At 63.6% G+C, this 17,907-nt stretch carries 16 protein-coding genes; 13 read left to right on the forward strand and 3 right to left on the reverse strand.

From position 1 onward, the window contains the following. Positions 1-74 precede the first annotated feature (74 nt). Positions 75-1,235, reverse strand: coding sequence for an ABC transporter ATP-binding protein (locus ACVNHC_RS05670; RefSeq protein WP_457166682.1), 1,161 nt, complete (start codon positions 1,233-1,235; stop codon positions 75-77). 396 nt (positions 1,236-1,631) lie between these two features. Between ACVNHC_RS05670 and ACVNHC_RS05675 the strand changes: the two genes are divergently transcribed. The 3 genes from ACVNHC_RS05675 to ACVNHC_RS05685 are packed head-to-tail and all read left to right on the forward strand — an operon-like array spanning position 1,632 to position 6,574. Then, positions 1,632-3,854, forward strand: coding sequence for a caspase family protein (locus tag ACVNHC_RS05675; protein WP_457166683.1), 2,223 nt, complete (start codon positions 1,632-1,634; stop codon positions 3,852-3,854). After that, positions 3,851-5,812 carry a CHASE2 domain-containing protein gene (locus ACVNHC_RS05680; protein WP_457166684.1) on the forward strand — a complete coding sequence of 654 codons (1,962 nt, stop codon included), beginning with the start codon at positions 3,851-3,853 and terminating at the stop codon, positions 5,810-5,812. The genes ACVNHC_RS05675 and ACVNHC_RS05680 overlap by 4 nt, the downstream gene beginning before the upstream one ends. Positions 5,813-5,851: 39 nt before the next feature. Then, a complete protein-coding gene (locus ACVNHC_RS05685; protein WP_457166685.1) occupies positions 5,852-6,574 on the forward strand; it encodes a hypothetical protein in 723 nt (240 codons plus the stop codon). Between the two features lie 62 nt (positions 6,575-6,636). Here the strand turns inward: ACVNHC_RS05685 and ACVNHC_RS05690 are convergent, their stop codons facing one another. Together ACVNHC_RS05690 and ACVNHC_RS05695 are read right to left on the reverse strand one after the other, a co-directional pair. Beyond that, positions 6,637-7,533 carry a SphA family protein gene (locus ACVNHC_RS05690; RefSeq protein WP_457166686.1) on the reverse strand — a complete coding sequence of 299 codons (897 nt, stop codon included), beginning with the start codon at positions 7,531-7,533 and terminating at the stop codon, positions 6,637-6,639. 441 nt (positions 7,534-7,974) lie between these two features. Then, complete coding sequence (locus ACVNHC_RS05695; RefSeq protein ID WP_457166687.1) at positions 7,975-8,886, reverse strand: LysR family transcriptional regulator; 912 nt, start codon at positions 8,884-8,886, stop codon at positions 7,975-7,977. A gap of 188 nt (positions 8,887-9,074) precedes the next feature. On the opposite strand from ACVNHC_RS05695, the gene ACVNHC_RS05700 reads away from it, so the two are divergent. From ACVNHC_RS05700 to ACVNHC_RS05745, 10 genes are all read left to right on the forward strand, one after another. Further along, on the forward strand, positions 9,075-10,241 hold the full coding sequence (locus ACVNHC_RS05700) for an alpha/beta hydrolase family protein (RefSeq protein ID WP_457166688.1): 1,167 nt from the start codon (positions 9,075-9,077) through the stop codon (positions 10,239-10,241). Positions 10,242-10,244: 3 nt separating this feature from the next. Further along, positions 10,245-10,922 (forward strand): EthD domain-containing protein, encoded by a 678-nt coding sequence (locus ACVNHC_RS05705; RefSeq protein WP_457166689.1) that lies wholly within the window; start codon positions 10,245-10,247, stop codon positions 10,920-10,922. Between the two features lie 2 nt (positions 10,923-10,924). Then, positions 10,925-11,872: a VOC family protein gene (locus ACVNHC_RS05710; protein ID WP_457166690.1), complete on the forward strand. Its 948-nt coding sequence runs from the start codon at positions 10,925-10,927 to the stop codon at positions 11,870-11,872. Between the two features lie 12 nt (positions 11,873-11,884). Then, a complete protein-coding gene (locus ACVNHC_RS05715; protein ID WP_050471724.1) occupies positions 11,885-12,253 on the forward strand; it encodes a Rieske (2Fe-2S) protein in 369 nt (122 codons plus the stop codon). Beyond that, entirely contained in the window at positions 12,250-13,380 is a 1,131-nt protein-coding gene (locus ACVNHC_RS05720; RefSeq protein ID WP_457166691.1) for an FAD-dependent oxidoreductase, read from the forward strand. The genes ACVNHC_RS05715 and ACVNHC_RS05720 overlap by 4 nt, the downstream gene beginning before the upstream one ends. A 75-nt stretch (positions 13,381-13,455) precedes the next feature. Next, positions 13,456-14,574, forward strand: a complete 1,119-nt coding sequence (locus tag ACVNHC_RS05725) for an MFS transporter (protein ID WP_457166692.1) — start codon at positions 13,456-13,458, stop codon at positions 14,572-14,574. Beyond that, positions 14,571-15,152, forward strand: coding sequence for a cupin domain-containing protein (locus ACVNHC_RS05730; RefSeq protein ID WP_094462968.1), 582 nt, complete (start codon positions 14,571-14,573; stop codon positions 15,150-15,152). Before ACVNHC_RS05725 ends, ACVNHC_RS05730 begins: the two co-directional genes overlap by 4 nt. Before the next feature lie 41 nt (positions 15,153-15,193). Beyond that, positions 15,194-16,171, forward strand: a complete 978-nt coding sequence (locus ACVNHC_RS05735) for a fumarylacetoacetate hydrolase family protein (RefSeq protein WP_457166693.1) — start codon at positions 15,194-15,196, stop codon at positions 16,169-16,171. Continuing rightward, entirely contained in the window at positions 16,171-17,103 is a 933-nt protein-coding gene (locus tag ACVNHC_RS05740) for an NAD-dependent epimerase/dehydratase family protein (RefSeq protein ID WP_457166694.1), read from the forward strand. The genes ACVNHC_RS05735 and ACVNHC_RS05740 overlap by 1 nt, the downstream gene beginning before the upstream one ends. Further along, positions 17,084-17,857: a cyclase family protein gene (locus ACVNHC_RS05745; RefSeq protein ID WP_457166695.1), complete on the forward strand. Its 774-nt coding sequence runs from the start codon at positions 17,084-17,086 to the stop codon at positions 17,855-17,857. Before ACVNHC_RS05740 ends, ACVNHC_RS05745 begins: the two co-directional genes overlap by 20 nt. Positions 17,858-17,907: the final 50 nt, after the last annotated feature.

Raw genomic sequence — 17,907 nt, forward strand, 5'->3', positions numbered from 1 at the left:
CTGCCGTTCACGGCGGGTACGGCGGCGCGGCACGGGCGCGGCATCGCCGGTCTCAAGGCCGAGGCTGGTGACGCTCATGCGGCCGCCCTCCCCTGCGTTGCGGTTTCCCGGCGCAGGCCATCGGCACCGAAGACATGCAGCCGCTCCGGCGCGAAAGCGAGGTGCAGCATGCCTTCCGCAGAGACGGCCAGCGGCACGGCGGCGGACTGGCGGAAGGTCAGGACGAGTTCATCGTGTCCTGACAGCGCACAGCTGACATAACGGTCGGCGCCATGCATCTCGGCCCGCAGCACGCGGACGGAAAGACCCTCGGATGCAGGTTCCTGATCCACAGGCACCAGGTCTTCGGGGCGCAGGCCGATGGTGGCGGTTTCCGCCCCTTGTGCGGCCACCTGCAGGCCCAGATCCTGCCCCAGCGCATGCACGCGGCCTTCGGCCGTGATTTCGGCCGGCAGCAGGTTGATCGCCGGCATGCCGATGAAACGGGCGACGGTCAGCGTCGCCGGGCGGCGGTAGAGTTCGTCCGGCGTGCCCAGCTGCTCGATCCGCCCTTCCGACATCAGCGCGATGCGGTCCGACATGGTCATGGCTTCGATCTGGTCGTGGGTGACATAGATGAAGGTCGCGCCCAGCCGCCGGTGCAGGGCCGCCAGTTCCTCACGCATGTGGGCGCGCAGCTTGGCGTCGAGGTTCGACAGCGGCTCATCCATCAGGAAGGCCGAAGGAGAGCGCACCAGCGCCCGGGCAAGCGCCACACGCTGGCGCTGGCCGCCGGAAAGCTGGGCGGGCCTGCGGTCCAGCAGGTGGCCGATCTGCAGGGTTTCGGCGGCGTCCTCGACAGCGGCGGAGATTTCGGCAAGCCGCGCCTTCGGTGCCATCAGGCGGCCCACCAGCGGCAGGCGGGCGGAAGCTGGCAGACGGCGCATGCGCAAGGGGGTGGCGATGTTCTGGCGCACGCTCATGTGCGGATAGAGCGCGTAGGACTGGAACACCATGGCAAGGTTCCGGTCGCTCGGGTCCATGCCGGTCACATCCGAGCCGCCGATGTTCACCTTTCCCTGATCCGGCGTCTCCAGCCCGGCGATGACCCGCAGCAGCGTGGACTTGCCACAGCCGGAGGAGCCGACCAGTGACAGAAATTCACCCGGACGGATGGACAGATCGATGCCCTTGAGCACGCTTTCGCTGCCAAAGGTCTTGCGGATTCCGGAAAGTTCGACTGCTTGCGGCGACATCCTGCGCTCCCTGTTCAGGGGCGCATATGCAAGTCTCCATATGACAGATTGACGAAGACTTGCTGACCTTTTGATGACTTAAGCAAATTTAATCAGAGATTTTATCCGCATGTAATCAGGATTGATCATAGGGATAAGCAGGAGTTATGGCTTTGCGTACCTTCGATTGCTTACTTAGACGGCATAAAAACCTGATACCATCTAACCTCTAACGTAACCCGGCTGAATCTGTGCAAGGCGGAGGATGAGGGCGGCAGTCCGTGACAGGCAGCACATCTTGCAAGACAGGTTGCTGTAAGATCATTGCCCGCAGGTTGCCTTTGCTGCTCCCGGCGGATTATCCAGAAGGCAGCAACACGGGCGCCATTTCGGGCATCATTCCGGGCAGGACAGACGATGAGACAAGCTGACAGCGGGTCGCGGAAGATGATGGCAGAGCCCGCCAGACTGGTGCCTGGGATGATGGCCGTTCTGGTTCTCTGCCTCACGCTGCTGGGTGCGGTGGCTCCGGCACGGGCGCAAGACACGGCCAGCCGCCTCGCGCTGGTGATCGGCAACGCCGCCTATGACAGCCCTGCCCTGCCCGCCCTGAAAAACCCGGCCAATGATGCGGCGCTGATTTCCGGCAGCCTCAAGGCGGCAGGCTTTGAGGTGATGCTGGTGATGGATGCGGATCTGCGCGGCATGAAAGCGGCGGTGCGCGACTTCACGGCAAGGCTCAAGGCCGCGCCCTCCGGCACGCTGGCGGCGGTCTATTACTCCGGCCACGGCTTTGCCGCCGGCGGGCGCAATTATCTGGCCCCGCTCGGCGCGGACCTGCGCGAGGAAGTGGATGCCGAGTTCGAGGCGCTGCCGGTGGACTGGGTGCTGGCGGCGGTGGAAGAGGCCCATGACGGGCCGAACATCATCATCCTCGATGCCTGCCGCAACACGGCGCTGACCCGCTCCGCAGGCGGCAGCGCGGGCGGGCTGACGCTGCTGACGGGCACGCCGCGCGGCAGTTTCATTTCCTTTGCAACGGCTCCCGGCAGCACGGCAGCAGATGGCCGGGGGCTCAACAGCCCCTATTCGGCGGCGATTGCCCGGGAGCTTCTGGTGCCCGGCGCCAGCATCGAAACCGTGTTCAAGCGCGTGCGGCAGGATGTGGTGACGGCAACGGACGGAGCGCAGGTGCCGTGGGACCATTCTTCGCTCACCACCGACATCATCCTGATGCCCACCGCAGACAGCGCGGATGCAGCAGGCGCTACTCCTGCACCGGCGGCCACCGCCGAGGCGCTGCAGCAGGAACTGGTGTTCTGGAACGGGGTAAAGGACAGCCGCACCTCTTCTGATTATGAAGCCTATCTGGAGCGCTTTCCCGCTGGTGCCTTTGCCGAGCTGGCGCGCATGCGCCTTGCCAGCCTGCCTGCGGCAGATGCCGGGCAGATCGAGCAGCTTTTCGCCGCCCTGCAAAGCCGCTCGCTGCTGGTGGAAAATCCGCAGCGCCCGCATGAATTCTACGCCAACGCCCGCCTGCGCGAACTCAAGGGCGATTATCCGGGCGCGCGGCAGGACTATCTGAAATATTTCGCCTTCGGCGAGCCGCAGATCGATCCGCACCTGCGGTTTCAGGCGGTGCTGAAGGTGCAGGAGGGCCGCGCCGGAGCGCGCGAGGTCTACCGTGCGCTTTCCGCCGGACGGCGCGATCCGGCAACGCTGTTTGCCTCGATCCTGCTGGAGGAGCGGGACGAGCGGGTGCGCCGGCTGGGCAGCTTCATAGAAGCCTATCCGGATTTCGGCCCGGCACTCTATGAACTTAGCCTCGATTATTCGCAGAGCCGCCTCGGCCAGCAATCTCTGGCCGACAAGACGAGGGAAAAGGATCTGCTGACCCGTTTCGTTGAGGCGGCGGATCAAGGCAAGGTTCTGCGCTACTTCATTGATCAGCAGATGGCCGCCAGCTGGCTGGAGGATGCCCGCAGCCGTCTTGCCGCGCTTTCGGCCATGAGCGATGCGGCCATGGCCAATCCGCTGCAGCTGTCCGCCACCCGCAGCAATCAGGGCTGGCTGATGACGCTCTCCATCGCCGACAAGGCGCGGGAAATCTTCGTGCGTCTGCCGGGCGGCGAGTTCCGCTCCACCGGCGTCATGAGCGGAGCGATGGACCCGGCCACCGGCCAGCCCCTGCCCTATCCCGGCTTCGAGCTGCCGGGCTCTGCGTCCGCCATGGACATCGAGGTGCAATACACCAACCTGCGCGGCGAGACGCAGGGGCCCTATACGCTGCATTTCGATCCGGACACGGCGCTGATTGCGGGGCAGAAGGACATTCTCGAGCGTTTCTGGAACAGCTGGATTTCCTTCGGCGGCGGGCGGGAGCAGCTGGCCTATTTCACCCATCTGATCAGCTACCGCTGCGCGCTGTCCGGTGTGCGCTACGGCATCAACAAGGACGAGCCGGACCTGGCCTTCGACACCGGCCCCTGTGACCCGGACAATCCCCATGCCGTGCCCCGCTCCGGGCCGGGATCGGATGTCTATCTGCAGGTGCCGCGCAGCACCGCCTACATCACCGTGCAACTGACCTACAAGGACGGCACCCGCTCGGACGTGCGCCGCTTCGACGCGCCCAGATGACCATGGGCCGCGCCAGCAAACCCGCACTTGCGGGCCCAGTGCAGCGCAGGCTGGCGCCGGTTCTGGCTGCCTGCCTTGCGCTCATTCTGGTGCTGCCCGTGGCCACAAGGCTGGAGCCGCGCCTTGGCGATGTGATCCTGTTTGCCGGTGGCGGAACCGCTACGGAACGGCGCGAGGATATCGTCATCCTCACCATCACCGAGGAAACGCTGGCCGCCTTTCCCTACCGCTCGCCCATCGACCGGGGCTTTCTCGCGGCCCTGATCCGGCGCATCAGCGCCACCGGCCCCAAGGCCATCGGCATCGACATTCTGTTCGACGGCCCGAGCGACCCGGTGAAGGATGCCGATCTGCTGGCTGCCATCGACGATGCGTCAAGCCCGGTGATCCTGGCTGTTGCCAGCGATCTCAACGACCTGACGCCGCAGCAGCGGCTTTATCTCGGAAATTCGGTCAGCGGGCGCGGCCATGGCTCCATCGTGCTGCAGCGCGATGATTCAGATGGCATCGTGCGGCATCTGCCCTTTCCGCAGGACCGGGACGGCGCACCGATCACCACCTTCACGGCAGCACTGGCCGCCGAAGCAGCCGGAACGCCGCCGCCGCGCGGGCGCATTCTCTATCAGGCGCCGCAAGGCCCCGGCCTCACCGCCTTTCCGCAATATCCGGCCCACACCGCTGCACTGCTGCCGGATGAGTGGCTTGCCGGGAAATACGTGCTGATCGGCACGGACCTGCCGCATCTCGACCAGCATCCGGCGCCGATGGTGTCCCTTGCCGGCACCGAAGGCGGCACGGTGCCGGGCATCGCCATCCACGCCCATATTCTGGCGCAGGTGCTGGAAGGCCGCAGCCTGCCTGCCCTGCCGCTGGAATTCGGCCTCATGCTGGCTGCCCTTGCGGCGGCCGCCACCGTCACCGGCTTCACTCTGACGCAGAAGCCGGGCCGCTTCTTCCTCGTGCTTGGCCTTGCCGCATTTGCCTGTCTTGCCGTGTCTGCGCTGCTGCTGCGCCTGCAGATCCTGCAGCTGCCCGTGCTCACCCCGCCTGCCGCCGCGATTGCCGCCGCGCTGCTGCTTGCCCTGTTCCGCTGGCGCATCGACCGGTCGGAGCGGGCGTTTCTCAACACCGCCTTCTCCCGCTATGTCAGCCCGCAGGTGGTGCAGCGGCTGACTTCGGGGCGGCTCAGCCTCGCCCTTGGCGGGGAAAAGCGCACGGTCACCTATGTGTTCACGGACCTTGAGGGCTTCACCACCCTGTCGGAGCAGCTAACGGCGGATCAGGTGGCCGCAATCCTCAACCGCTATCTGGACCGCATGTGTGACCTCTTCGTCAGCCACGGCGCCACCATCGACAAGCTGATCGGCGATGCCGTGGTCGGCTTCTTCGGCGCACCGGAGGAAGACCCGGAGCAGAGCCTCAAGGCCGTGAAGCTGGCGCTGGCGGTGGATGCCTTCTGCGAGGGCTTCCGCAAGGAGATGGCGGCGGAGGGCATTCCGCTCGGCGTCACCCGCATCGGCCTGCACCGGGGTGAGGCCGTAGTCGGTAATTTTGGCGGTAGCCGGTTTTTCGATTATACAAGCATCGGTGACACGGTGAACACCGCCGCCCGGCTGGAAGGCGCCAATAAATATCTGGGCACGCGCATCTGCGTCAGCGCCGCAGCTGCGGCCCACGCACCGGGCCTCACCTACCGGCCCATCGGCGACCTGGTGGTGAAGGGCCGCGCGGAACCCTTGCCCTGCGTCGAGCCTTTGAGTGGGGCGGAGGCCGGGGCGGAGTGGATGGCGGCCTATGCCGCCGCTTTCGCCTTGCTGCAGCAAGAAGAGGCGGAGGCGGCGCGGCAGGGATTTGAATCGGTGCTGCGCCTGCGCGGTGATGACGGCCCCTCGCGCCTGCATCTGGCGCGCCTCGGGCAAGGTGAAACGGGTACACAGATCGTTCTGGGCGGCAAATAACCTGCGCCCGGTTGGATTGAGAGCAGGATGAGGTTCGGCATGTTCCGGCAGATGATGATCGCGGCCCTGTTGAGCGGGGCAACCGCAGCGCCAGCGCTGGCGGACATGATTGTGGTTGCCGCCAGCGGCCCCGCCAGCCTGCAGCCGGGCGACCGCATTGCCGAAGGCTCCAGCCTGAAACTGCCTGATGGCGCAAAACTCACCGTTCTTTTCCAGTCCGGTGAAATGAAACGGATCGAAGGCCCCTTTGACGGCAAGCTGGATGCCGCCCCGCCGGTGGAGCGCCCCTTCAGCGGCTGGGATGCGGTGCGCAAGTTCCTCGGCGCTGGCGGCCAGACATCGGAAGTGCTCGGCGCCTCGCGCAAGACGGACAGCAGCCTGCCGGACCAGCCGGGCATCTGGCTCGTCAGCATCGACAGCTCCGGCGAACGCTGCACCCGCAAGGATGAACTGACGTTCTGGAGGCGGGACGCGGCAGAGGCCCTGACCGTTACCCTGCGCAATCAAGCAGGCAAGGCGTCAGACCTCAACTGGCCGGCGGGCAGCCACACATTCACCGCCCCTGCCACATTCCCCGTGACCGACGGCGCGCTGGCGCTTTCGGCTGGCTCCGCCTTGCGCAAGTTCGGCCTCAAGGTGCTGCCGCAGGATCTGGAAGATGCCTATCCCGGTGCCGTGCTCGGCTGGCTGCTCGACAGCGGCTGCACCCGCCAGGCCTCCGCACTCATCTCCCGCGTCCATGAGGGAGAGCCGCTGGAGTGAGGCAAAATGCCGGGCACTGAGGCCCGGCATTCTTGTGGAAAATTGTCTGCAGCTGCGTGCAATCAGAACTTCGTGGCAAAGTTGAACCAGAACGTGTCGCCCTGCGCCCGGTTCTCGGCAATCACATCATGCTGCCAGGAACCGCTGAACTGCAAACCGGGGTTGAAGGCGTAGGTCACTGACGGACCAATCGCAAAGCCCTTGCCACGATGCCCGTCTGCTGCGGCCGCCGGGCTACTGTCATCGGTCAGCTGCTGCAGGTAGTAACCTACGGCACCGATCTTCAGCTTGTCGAAATTCCAGCCGACGGCATAATCGATGACCATCTCGTTGCCGGACGTGTACTTCGTATCGTTGTTCTCGGTGTTGAAAATGAACCTCAACGTCGAGGCAACTTCGAGGCCCTGCGGATCGGTGTAATGATAGCCAAGGGTCGGCTGGACGGACCAGTGATTGACGCCGATATTGGCGAACTTGGACGAGTCGTAAAGCCCGGTTGGAGCGGCAACATCGACACCGGCCACAAACGAATGCTTGTCCTTATGCCAGACCAGACCAAGAGTTCCGGAAACATCCGCAAGGCCGAAGCGCGTGTCATTGCCAATGGGAAGCGTCATGTCGAGATTGACGAGCGGCACCACGACCTGCCCCCAGACCTTGGCACCGCCAATATCCAGATTGCTGACATAAAGGAAGCGCATGGTTTCGGCGATTGCGCTGACCTTGAAATCGATCGGAATCTTGTCGCCGCTGCCGTTGTTAAGCCGGTCCGAATGGAAGTAGCTTGTCTGTGACAGGAAATAAAGCCCCGGAAATGGCGGAATTCCAGCTGCAAAAAACTGCGCCGAACCAGGCGAATATTGCGTATTGCCATTTTCAGCGGCACCTGCCTCCCCAACCGCAAGTGCAATCATCATCATACCGAACAGGGAACGGCCCGCGATACCAGTCTTTTTCATTCCATCCTCCTCACATGGACGCAAAGCTGCACTGAATGCCGGGAGTGTGGAGAGGACGGCAGGTGGCCGGCCCTGCATCTGCCAGGGCCCGCGCTGGATCGTCAGATGACGGCAATAAGATGCCGTTGCCGCCGCTGATCACGGCAGACTGAAATCCGGAAACCTGCTGGCCTCCGGCATTGATCCAAAGAATTGCCCCTCCCCAACGCCGCCCTGACATCGGTCAGAACCGCCCTGGCATTCCGGCCCGCAGGTTTCACGCCTCCCATGAGGTCCTGCAGGCGCCCAATCGTTCACTAGCGGCAGCTATGAACTATGTAAAATTATCATTCGGAATAGAACGTATTTATCCAGGAAATACTTGGGCGCCGATCTATTCAGTCCGGCACGGCCTCCTCATGTTTGACTCCGGGAGGCTGACGCATCACGCGCCGGAAGTGCTCAGGCCCCATGTACCTCGCGGGTAGCGGCTGCCAGTTGTTCACGCACCCAGACCAGCGCCGGATCCCGGCTGCGGTAGCTGTGCCACTGGACGGACTGTTCCAGCAGCGGCAGATCAAAGGGCAGTGCGGCGATCCTGATGCCGCCCAGTCTGCACATGCGCTCGGCCAGACTTCTCTGCACCAGTGCCATCCTTTGCGTTCCGCGCACCAGTGGCGGCAGGGAACTGAAGGCAAAGGTCGTGACATCAATGCGGAATGTCAGCCCCAGTTGGCCACAGACCATCTGCGCAAAGCTCACCCCTCCGTTGGGCGGCTGCATGACCACATGCCCCAAGGACTGAAACATCTCCATTGAAATAGCCCCCTCCACCAGCGGCAGGTCCTCACTGACCACACAACAGAGAGGCTCGCTGTAAAGCGCCTCTGCGGGATGACTGGAGGAACAGAAGGCCGTTGGCGCCACCAGCAGATCTGCCTCCCCCCGCTCCAGCAGCACATGCGGAAAATTCTGCTGCGGCTTGAAGTGAAACTGCATCGACGGCGCAAGCCTTGCTGCACGCTCGATAAAGGCAGGCATGATGGTGTGAAGGGTATAGTCCGAAACGACAAGGCTGATACTGCGGGTGCTGTCCTGCGGCTCGAAGGACGGGGTGGCCACCACTGCCGCCTCGATGCGTACGATGATATCGCGCAAGGGCTGCTCCAGCGAGACAGCCAGCGGTGACAGTTCCATGGACCGGCCAACCTGGATCAGCAGCGGATCATCGAAGTAGCCCCGCAGGCGGCCCAGTGCGTTACTCATGGCGGACTGGGTGATGAACATCTCTTCCGCCGCCCGGCTGACATTTCGCACCCGGATCAGCGTGTCGAGCGCCGCCAAAAGATTGAGATCAAGATTTTTGAAACGCACATACCCCTCCCTTGGTATTCATCTCATCAATACAAATCATTCATCAAAGCAATTTTGTAAACGCATTTCACTCCGCTAAGCCAGATGACGGGAGGAGGCAACGCAGCGCGGACGGACGGTACCAGCGCGGCGCAAGGCATCTCCCGTGGGCAGGCACCGCAAGACGTGCTGCCATGTGAGGAGAGCAGATGTTCAAGTATTTTCCATCCAACTATCCCTGGAACCTCTCGGTCAACCTGTCGATCGAAATGGGCGCCCGGATGGGTGAGATCGAGGAAATGTGTGCGCCGCTGCAGGACGCAGCCAAGGCACCCGATGCAGCCGGAACCCAGGCTTTCCGCGAAACATGGATCCGCATGGCGGACAAGCTTGTGTCCCTGGCGGATGAGGACGAGGCGGCTGGCCGTCTCATTTCCGCCGGTGAAAAGCTGATCCGGGCCGCCAATTACATGCTGACCGCCGAGCGCCTTCTGGCTCACGGCTCGGAAGGCCGTGTGGCGCTCTACCAGCGGTTTCTCGCAGCATTCGAAAAGGGGCTGAATCTGTCCGGCTCCACCTGCCGCCGGGTGGAAATCCCCTATGAGGGAACGCATCTTTCGGCGCTTTACGTGCCTGCCGAAGGCGTATCCGGCCCTGCCCCGCTGCTGGTTCAGGTCAATGGCCTCGACAGCACCAAGGAAATGAAATTCCTCGTCGGCCTGCCCGCATGGCTTGCAAAGCGCGGCGTTGCCTCGCTGATCGTCGATCAGCCCGGCACCGGCGAAGCCCTGCGCCTGCAGGGCCTGACGGCCCGTTTCGACAGCGAGCACTGGGCCTCACGCGTCGTTGACTGGCTGGAGACGCAAGGGAAGATCGACCCGAAGCGCATCGGCATGGAAGGCGTTTCGCTCGGCGGCTATTACTGCCCGCGCGCCGTCGCCTTCGAGCCGCGCTTTGCCTGTGGCGTCGTCTGGGGCGCCAATCATGACTGGCGCGACGTACAGAAGAAACGCCTTGCCAAAGAGGGGAACTTCCCCGTTCCCCACTACTGGGGCCACGTGATGTGGGTCTGGGGCGCGAAGGACATGGACGAATTCATGGCAATTGCCGAAAACGTCCATCTCAATGGCATCCTTGACCGTATCCGCGTGCCCTTCCTCGTCACCCATGGCGAAAAGGACAGCCAGATCCCGCTGCACTGGGCGCATGAGACCTTCAACCAGCTGGTCAACAGCCCGAAGCGCGAGCTGAAGATCTTCGACGAGCGCACCGGCGGTGTGCAGCATTCCAGCTTCGACAATTCTGCCAATGCCGGAGCCTATATCGCCGACTGGGTTGCCGAAACGCTTGGCGGGCGCACCGCTTCGGGGAGCTGAACCATGGTCAAGATGATGATCTGCGGACGCAGGCGCAAGGATCTGACCCTTGCAGAACACCGCGAACACATGAAGGACATTCATGGCCGCCTGGTGCTGGATTATATCGCAGCCTTCCCGGACCAGGCACCGCGACGCTACGTCCAGAACCATGCCTTTGACGGCATTTATCCGGGCGGCGTCAGCATGCCGCCCGCCTTCGCCATGGGCCTCGATTTCGTGACGGAAGTCTGGGCACCTGACCTTGCATCGCTCAAGGCCTCGCGGGAGACGGAGTTCTACAATACTCACCTGAAGCCCGACGAGCCGCTTATGGTGGACACGGACACCGTCTTCGGAATGCCTTGTGCCGAAGAGATTTGCATTCCGGTGCAAGAGGGCGGGACCGCCTTCAAGGTCTTCCTCGCCTGGCACGGAACAGCCCCCGATGACGAGGGGCTTGCCACCGCCGTTGCCAAGTGCAGGCATCAGTTGCTGGGCCACTTCCGCAACACCGCTCTCGTTCCCGTACCGGTGCAGGTCATTGAGGAATTCTGGCTCGCCCGCGAGGAAGACGCCATCGATCTCGCGCAGACCTGCCGCGATGTGATCCGCCCGCAAACCGGAACATTCACCCTGACGGTTGCCCGTGAGTTCATTCTTCACGCAGGCAGCACTCAGGCCACGACAGGACAGATCTGATCATGAACATCATCGGCCCCGATTTTCTCGTCTTTGGCGTCGACAATGTTGCCGCCTGCAGCGAATACCTGACCGCCTTCGGTTTGAAACCGGTGGATGTGACACCCGAAGGCGGCCTGTTCGAGGCGCTGGACGGCACTGGCATCATCGTCCGTCACAAGAGTGACCCCTCACTGCCCCCGGCGCTGCCGACCTCGAACATGCTGCGTCAGCAGGTTTACGGCGTCTGCGCAGCCGAAGACATCGACGCCATCGAGGCGGAACTGTCGAAGGACCGCCGCGTCACCCGGCTGGCAGACGGCTCAATCGAGACGAAGGACGATCACGGCTTCGAGCTGAAGTTCCAGGTCACCATCCGCCGGCAGCTGAACATGCCGGCCGAGAAGATCAACGCCCCCGGCGCTCCGGCACAGCGCAAACCGAACGAAATCGGCGTCTGGGAAGAGATGCCTGCCCTGCCGCGCTCGCTCAGCCACGTGGTGCTTTTCGTGCCGGATATCGATATTGCCACCAGCTTCTACGGCAACCGCCTCGGCTTCGTCATCACCGACATTCTGTCGGGTGCTGGCCCCTTCATGCGGCCGAAGGCGAATGACGATCACCACACGCTCTTCTTCATCCGTACCCCGGACTACATGAAGGGCTGCGAGCATCTCGCTTTCCATATGGGTGGACCGACCGAGCTGATGGTGGCCGGCACACGCTTCGTCAAGAAGGGATACCAGAGCTTCTGGGGGCCCGGACGCCACAAGTTCGGATCGAACTGGTTCTGGTATTTCAACAGCCCCCTCGGCTGCCATTTCGAATATGACGCCGACATGGACAAGCACGACGACACCTGGGTCGCACGTGAGACGCCCATGAGCGCGGAAGCCTCGCAGATCATCCTGTTCGAGATGCGCGAGAAGTGGGCACCCATGGGCCCGCCCCCCGGCGCAGGCAAGCCCTGACAGGCGGCCGGGATGATGACGGGAGGTCTGTTCCTGTGCCGGGAAGAGGAGATCGCAGAGGGAGAAGCCAAAGGCTTCGGCCCTCTCGGCAGCTACCGGCGCAAGATCATCGTTCTGCGCCATCAGGGGGCATTGCGCGCATGGCTCGATTCCTGCCCGCATTACTCCACCGGCACGCCGATGGCATGGAAGACCGACGCCTATCTGAATGGCGAGGGGACACATCTGGCGTGCCACTCTCACGGCGCGCTGTTTGATATGGACACGGGAGAATGCGTGATCGGCCCCTGCCTTGGGCAGCAGCTGACACCGGTAAGCATCGCAGTGACCCCGGCGGGGGAGATTTTCGCCGAGGACCTGCGGGAGGAGAAAGCAGAATGAATTCGGGCATCAAGAAGGCGCTTGTCATCGGTGGCGGCTTTTCCGGCATGACCGCAGCCCTGCAATTGTCGCGCAACGGGCTGGCGGTTGACCTCGTGGAAATCGATGCAGGCTGGCGGTCCTATGGCGCAGGCATCAGCCTGCATGGCTCCACCCTGCGCGTCCTGAACCAGCTCGGCCTGCTGGACCGGTTTCTCGAAGAGGGCTTTGCGACGGATGGCGTGCAGATGCGCGGCCCCGATGACGCGGTTGTAGCCCGCATTCCGACACCGCGCGTTGCAGGACCGGAGATCCCCGGTGGCGGCGCCATCATGCGCCCGGCACTTGCTAAGATCCTGTCCGAAGCGGTGCGGGCTTCCGCCACCAATGTGCGCCTCGGCATCACATTCACGGAGATTTCCGAGGATGCCGAAGGCGTCACCGTTACCTTCACCGATGGCAGTTCGGACCGTTATGATCTGGTCATCGGTGCCGATGGCCTTTATTCGGCCACCCGGCAGACCGTATTCCCGGATGCTCCGCGCCCCCGGTTCATCGGCCAGGCTGTCTGGCGTGCGGTACTGCCCTGTCCGGAAGGCATCGAGACGGTGACCATGTGGATGGGGCCGAAGCTGAAGGCGGGGATGAACCGGGTGACAAAGGACACGGTCTATCTCTTCCTCACCGAAGACCGCCCGGCGAACACGCATGTTCCGGCGGAAACCTTCACCGCCACATTGCGCGCCCTGCTGGAGCAGTTCGCTTCCCCCATCCTGCGCAAGGTAGCCGCCGAACTGTCGGACGGGCACCAGATCATCTACCGGCCGCTGGAGCAGCTTCTTCTGCCCCGCCCCTGGCACAGAGGCCGCACGGTGCTGATCGGCGATGCGGTTCACGCAACCACGCCGCATCTGGCAGCGGGGGCCTGCATCGGCATCGAGGATGCCATGGTGCTGGCCGAGGAAATTGCTCAGGGCGAAGACCTGTCATCTTCCCTTGCCGCCTTTGAGGACCGGCGCTGGGAGCGCTGCCGGATGGTGGTCGAGAACTCGGGCCGCCTCGCCGATATTGAGGTCAATGGCGGCAGCCGCGAGGAGCATGCCGCCATCATGCAGGTTTCCATGAAGACGCTGACGGAAGCCATCTGAATGACTGATTGATCTGCCGCGCCCGGAGGAATGGACGGAGAGGGTGCGGCAGGTCTGCCAAATGTGGAGGGGAATATGTCTGGACAGAAGTTTGGCGCGGCCGCTGTGGCCGCGCTGGTGATAGGTCATTTCTCGGGAATGCTCGATCTGATCGCCCTGCCCGTCTGGGTGGGCGCGCTTGTCGAGCGCTATGGCTTCAGCCCGCAGGAGGCAGGCGCTCTGGCCACCTTGTTCCTTCTGGGCGCAGTCGGTGCCAGCATGTTCTGCGCACCGCGCTTCAACACCTTCAATCAGCGCCTTGTAACCGTGGCCGGGTTTGGTGTAGCTGCCGCTGCGTTCTTTCTGGCCTCGCTCCAGACCGGCTTCGTGCCGCTTGCCATCCTCCATATCATCTCGGGCATTGCCGTCGGCATGGCCCTGTCGATGGTGCATGGCACCATGGGCCGGACGGCCAATCCGCACCGGCTTATCGCCATGGCAGGCATCGCCCTTGGCCTCTTTGCCATCATTCTGCTGGCCGGCATCCCGCAGTTGCTCATCGCCAGAGGCGGGCCGGTCCTGTTTCAGGTTTTCGGCGGCATCATGGCATTCGCGGCGCTCAGCTGCGCGCTCATGTTCCGCAACCCGGACAGGATCGAAGAGCAGGCAGCCGTTCCCTTCAGCCGCGCCATCTGGCTTTCCATTTTCGGGATCAGCCTGATGACCTTCAATCAGGCCATGGTCTTCTCCTTCGTGGAAGTTATCGGCAAATCACGCGGCTTTTCCGCTGAAAGCGTGCTTGGCGTGCTGATTGCCCTCGGCTTTGTCAACTTCATCGTGCCCTCACCGCTTGCCGTGTTCCTGCAGACACGCGTTCCGGCAACGCTGGTCACCCAGGCTGGCCCTGCAGTTCAGGCCGTGCTGGCCATCATCGTCACATGGGCAACGGCGCTTGAAGTCTGGGCACCTGCGGCTGCCGTTTTCGTGGCGGTGCAGATCTTCACCCACACCTTCGCTTTCGGACGGCTGGCGCAGCTTGATCCGACGGGCCGCGCCGTCGCCGCAACCCCCGCCATGCTCATGGTCGGCGCGGCCCTTGGCCCGGTGGCCGGCGGCGTTCTGGGCGGCAATTTCGGCTACGAGGCACTCGGCATTGCTGCCGTCGCAGTCAGCATTCTTTCCATCCTCTTCTTCACCAAGGCAAAAGCAGCATGACGAACCTTCCCCCGATCACCCGTATCGTCACCGGCCACACGGAAGATGGACGCGCCATCATCACCCAGAATGGCCCCCTGCCAACCGTGGTCGAAATTGCGGCCATCCCCGGAACCGTATTTCACGAGGTCTGGGCTACAACGAGCTCGCCTGCCCCTGTTTCGAACGGTGAAGACCCGACACTAGGCCCCCTCACCCTGCCGCCACCGCCGCACGGCACCCGGATCCGCTTTGTCGACATCCCGCCGGACACGGAGGATTTCCTCAAGACCGGGGCAGCCGTGATGGACAATGCCTTCGAGCAGCTCGGCGACAAGGCCGCCTCCACCGTACGGCAGGACTCGCCCCATCCGCTGATGCACCGGACGGAGTCCATCGACTACGGCATTGTCATTGACGGCGAATTGACGCTGATCGTCGATGATGGCGAAGCGGTTCTGAAGCCGGGAACCGTGGTCATCCAGCGTGGAACCAACCATGCCTGGGCCAACCGGTCGGGCAAGGTCTGCCGGATGCTGTTCGTGCTGATCGGAGGAACCTATGATCCTGCGCTCGCGGAAAGCCTCAAGGACAAGTGACAATTCCCCGCGCTCTTCCCTGAACCAAGAGAGAGACCAGAATGAAGCTCGCAACCTATCATGACGGCACCCGGGACGGTCAGCTCTGGATCGTTTCAAGAGATCTGAAACGGGCCCTTCCGGCCACAGGCATAGCCGCGTCGATGCTCGCAGCCCTTGAGGACTGGGACAAGGCTGCCCCCCTTCTGGCGCTGGCCTATGACCGGCTGAACGCAGGGGATGAGCCCTTTGCCACGCCCTTCACCCCCGAGCGCTGCCTCGCGCCGCTGCCGCGTGCACCGCAGTGGCTGGACGCATCCGCTTTCCTCAATCACGGGCGGCTGATGGACAAGGCTTTCAACAATCCGCCCAACCCGGATTTCGAAACCATTCCCCTGGTCTATCAGGGCGCGAGCGATGACTTCCGGGGGCCGCTGGCACCGGTCGAATTCCCGGACGAGGCGCTGTGCATCGACATGGAAGGCGAATTCGGCGTGCTCCTGTCCGATGTGCCCATGGGCACAAGCGCGCAGAAGGCGCTCGATCACGTGCGGCTGCTGGTGCAGATCAACGACTGGTCGCTGCGCGCCGCCGGCCCGCGCGAGATGCGTGCCGGTTTCGGCTTCCTGCAGGCCAAGCCCTCCACCTCCTTTGCGCCGGTTGCCGTGACGCCGGATGAAATCGCACCGCACTGGCACGATGGCCGCGTGAACCTGCAGCTTTTCGTGGAAATCAACGGCCGTGAAGTGGGCCGGGCGAATGGCCGGGAGATGCACTTCTCCTTCGCCGAATTGATTGCGCATTGCACGAAAACCCGGCGCCTGACGGCAGGCACCATTCTGGGCTCCGGCACGGTTTCCAACGAGGACCGGGCCGCTGGCTCTTCCTGCATTTCCGAGATCCGGGTGATCGAGATGCTGGACGAAGGCGCGGCACGCACCCCCTTCCTCTCCTTCGGAGACAAGGTGCGGATGGAAGCGCGCCTGCCGGATGGGTCCAGCCCCTTTGGCATCATTGATCAGCAGGCGGTGAAGGCCTGATGCGTGTTCTCATCACAGGGGCAAACGGCTTTCTCGGGCGTGGGCTGGCGGCTCGCGCGGCCCAAAGCCTCAAGGGACTGAGCTCTCTCACCCTGACCGACCGCGTCCCGGCGGCCACAGCTCCGGCAGGCGCCCTGAACAAGCCCGGAGACCTTTCCGATCCGGCCTTTCTCGATGACCTGCTGGCCCCCGGCTTTGATCTCGTCTTCCATCTGGCCAGCATTCCCGGCTCTGCCGCCGAGCAGGAACCGGAGGCTGGCAACCGGGTCAACCTTCTCGCGCCCATTGCTCTGGCCCGTGGCGTGGCGAAGGCTTCTCCCGGTGCCCGGTTCGTCTTCGCGTCGTCCATTGCCGTCTACGGGCAGACCGGCGATGCGCCAGTGAACGAAAACACGGCAACCGCGCCAGCGCTGACCTATGGCGCGCACAAGCTGATGACGGAGATCCTGCTCAGCGACCTGACGCGGCGGGGCGAACTCTCTGCCGTCAGCCTGCGTCTTCCGGGCATCGTCGCACGCCCCCGGCAGGAGAGCGGCCATGGCTCGGCTTTCATGAGCCTGCTGTTCCACCACGCAAGCGCGGGCGAAGACTGGAACTGCCCGGTCCCCGGCAGCAGCACCTGCTGGTGGATGTCACGCGAGGCAGCTACCAGTGTGATGATCCATGCGGCAAGCCTTCCCGCAGGCAGCGCCAGCGTGATCCAGCCCCCGGCCCTGCACGCCACGGTGCAGGAGGTGGCAGAGGCCGCAGCACGGGTTACCGGCAAGCCATCCGGTACCCACTGGGGAGACAACGAGACCTTGCGCCGCATCTTCGGCGCCATGCCGCCGCTCGATGCCAGCCGCGCCCTCTCCCTTGGCTTTGCGCCAGCAGAAACCCCGGAAGCTCTCGCCAGAGCCGCACTTTCAGGAGTTGCCGATGAAGATCGTTGACCTGTCCGTTACCATCGAAAACGATGTGCCCGCCGACCCGCCGGGTCTTGGCCCGAAGATCACCTACACGGACCACGCTGCGGGCGCCGAAGAGGTGAAACGCTTTTTCCCCGGCCTCGACATCAGCGAGGTTCCCGGCGGCGAGGGCTGGGCTGTGGAGCAGATCACGCTCAGCGCCCATGCAGGCACCCATCTCGATGCCCCATGGCATTTTGCCTCGACCATGAACAAGGGCGAGCGGGCCTGGACCATTGAGGAAGTGCCGCTTGACTGGTGCATCCGCCCCGGCGTGAAGCTGGACCTCAGGCATCTGCCGGACGGATACGTTGCCACCGCTGCCGACATGGAAGCTGCCGTCAAGGCCAGCGGCCATGAGCTGCAGCCCTTTGACATCGTCCTGGTCAACACCGCCGCCGGTGCCGCCTATGGCACACCGGCCTTTCTTGGCCGTGGCTGCGGCATCGGGCGGGAAGCCACGCTCTGGCTGATGGAACGGGGCGTGCACATTGCCGGTACCGATGCCTGGTCGTGGGATGCCCCCTTCCCCGTTACCGCCAAGCGCTTTGCCGAGACCCGCGACGCAGGCCTCATCTGGGAAGGGCACAAGGCCGGACGGGAAGGCATCTTCATGCATATGGAGAAGCTGACACGTCTGGACGAATTGCCGGCCTCCGGCTTCACCGTCTCCTGCCTGCCGGTGAAAATCCGGCGCGGCTCCGCCGGCTGGTGCCGTGCGGTCGCCATCTTCGATTGATGCCTGACTTTCACTGATCCAGACTTTCACTGATCCAGACTTTCACTGAT

Source organism: Pannonibacter sp. Q-1 (assembly GCF_054073275.1).

Excerpts from the sequence above, each read along its gene's own strand:
- ACVNHC_RS05725 (WP_457166692.1), top strand. The coding sequence starts at position 13,456 with ATGTCTGGACAGAAGTTTGGCGCGGCCGCTGTGGCCGCGCTGGTGATA.
- ACVNHC_RS05690 (WP_457166686.1), bottom strand. The coding sequence starts at position 7,533 with ATGAAAAAGACTGGTATCGCGGGCCGTTCCCTGTTCGGTATGATGATG.
- ACVNHC_RS05715 (WP_050471724.1), top strand. The coding sequence starts at position 11,885 with ATGATGACGGGAGGTCTGTTCCTGTGCCGGGAAGAGGAGATCGCAGAG.
- ACVNHC_RS05675 (WP_457166683.1), top strand. The coding sequence starts at position 1,632 with ATGAGACAAGCTGACAGCGGGTCGCGGAAGATGATGGCAGAGCCCGCC.
- ACVNHC_RS05685 (WP_457166685.1), top strand. The coding sequence starts at position 5,852 with ATGTTCCGGCAGATGATGATCGCGGCCCTGTTGAGCGGGGCAACCGCA.
- ACVNHC_RS05680 (WP_457166684.1), top strand. The coding sequence starts at position 3,851 with ATGACCATGGGCCGCGCCAGCAAACCCGCACTTGCGGGCCCAGTGCAG.
- ACVNHC_RS05700 (WP_457166688.1), top strand. The coding sequence starts at position 9,075 with ATGTTCAAGTATTTTCCATCCAACTATCCCTGGAACCTCTCGGTCAAC.
- ACVNHC_RS05720 (WP_457166691.1), top strand. The coding sequence starts at position 12,250 with ATGAATTCGGGCATCAAGAAGGCGCTTGTCATCGGTGGCGGCTTTTCC.
- ACVNHC_RS05735 (WP_457166693.1), top strand. The coding sequence starts at position 15,194 with ATGAAGCTCGCAACCTATCATGACGGCACCCGGGACGGTCAGCTCTGG.
- ACVNHC_RS05705 (WP_457166689.1), top strand. The coding sequence starts at position 10,245 with ATGGTCAAGATGATGATCTGCGGACGCAGGCGCAAGGATCTGACCCTT.
- ACVNHC_RS05730 (WP_094462968.1), top strand. The coding sequence starts at position 14,571 with ATGACGAACCTTCCCCCGATCACCCGTATCGTCACCGGCCACACGGAA.
- ACVNHC_RS05710 (WP_457166690.1), top strand. The coding sequence starts at position 10,925 with ATGAACATCATCGGCCCCGATTTTCTCGTCTTTGGCGTCGACAATGTT.
- ACVNHC_RS05740 (WP_457166694.1), top strand. The coding sequence starts at position 16,171 with ATGCGTGTTCTCATCACAGGGGCAAACGGCTTTCTCGGGCGTGGGCTG.
- ACVNHC_RS05670 (WP_457166682.1), bottom strand. The coding sequence starts at position 1,235 with ATGTCGCCGCAAGCAGTCGAACTTTCCGGAATCCGCAAGACCTTTGGC.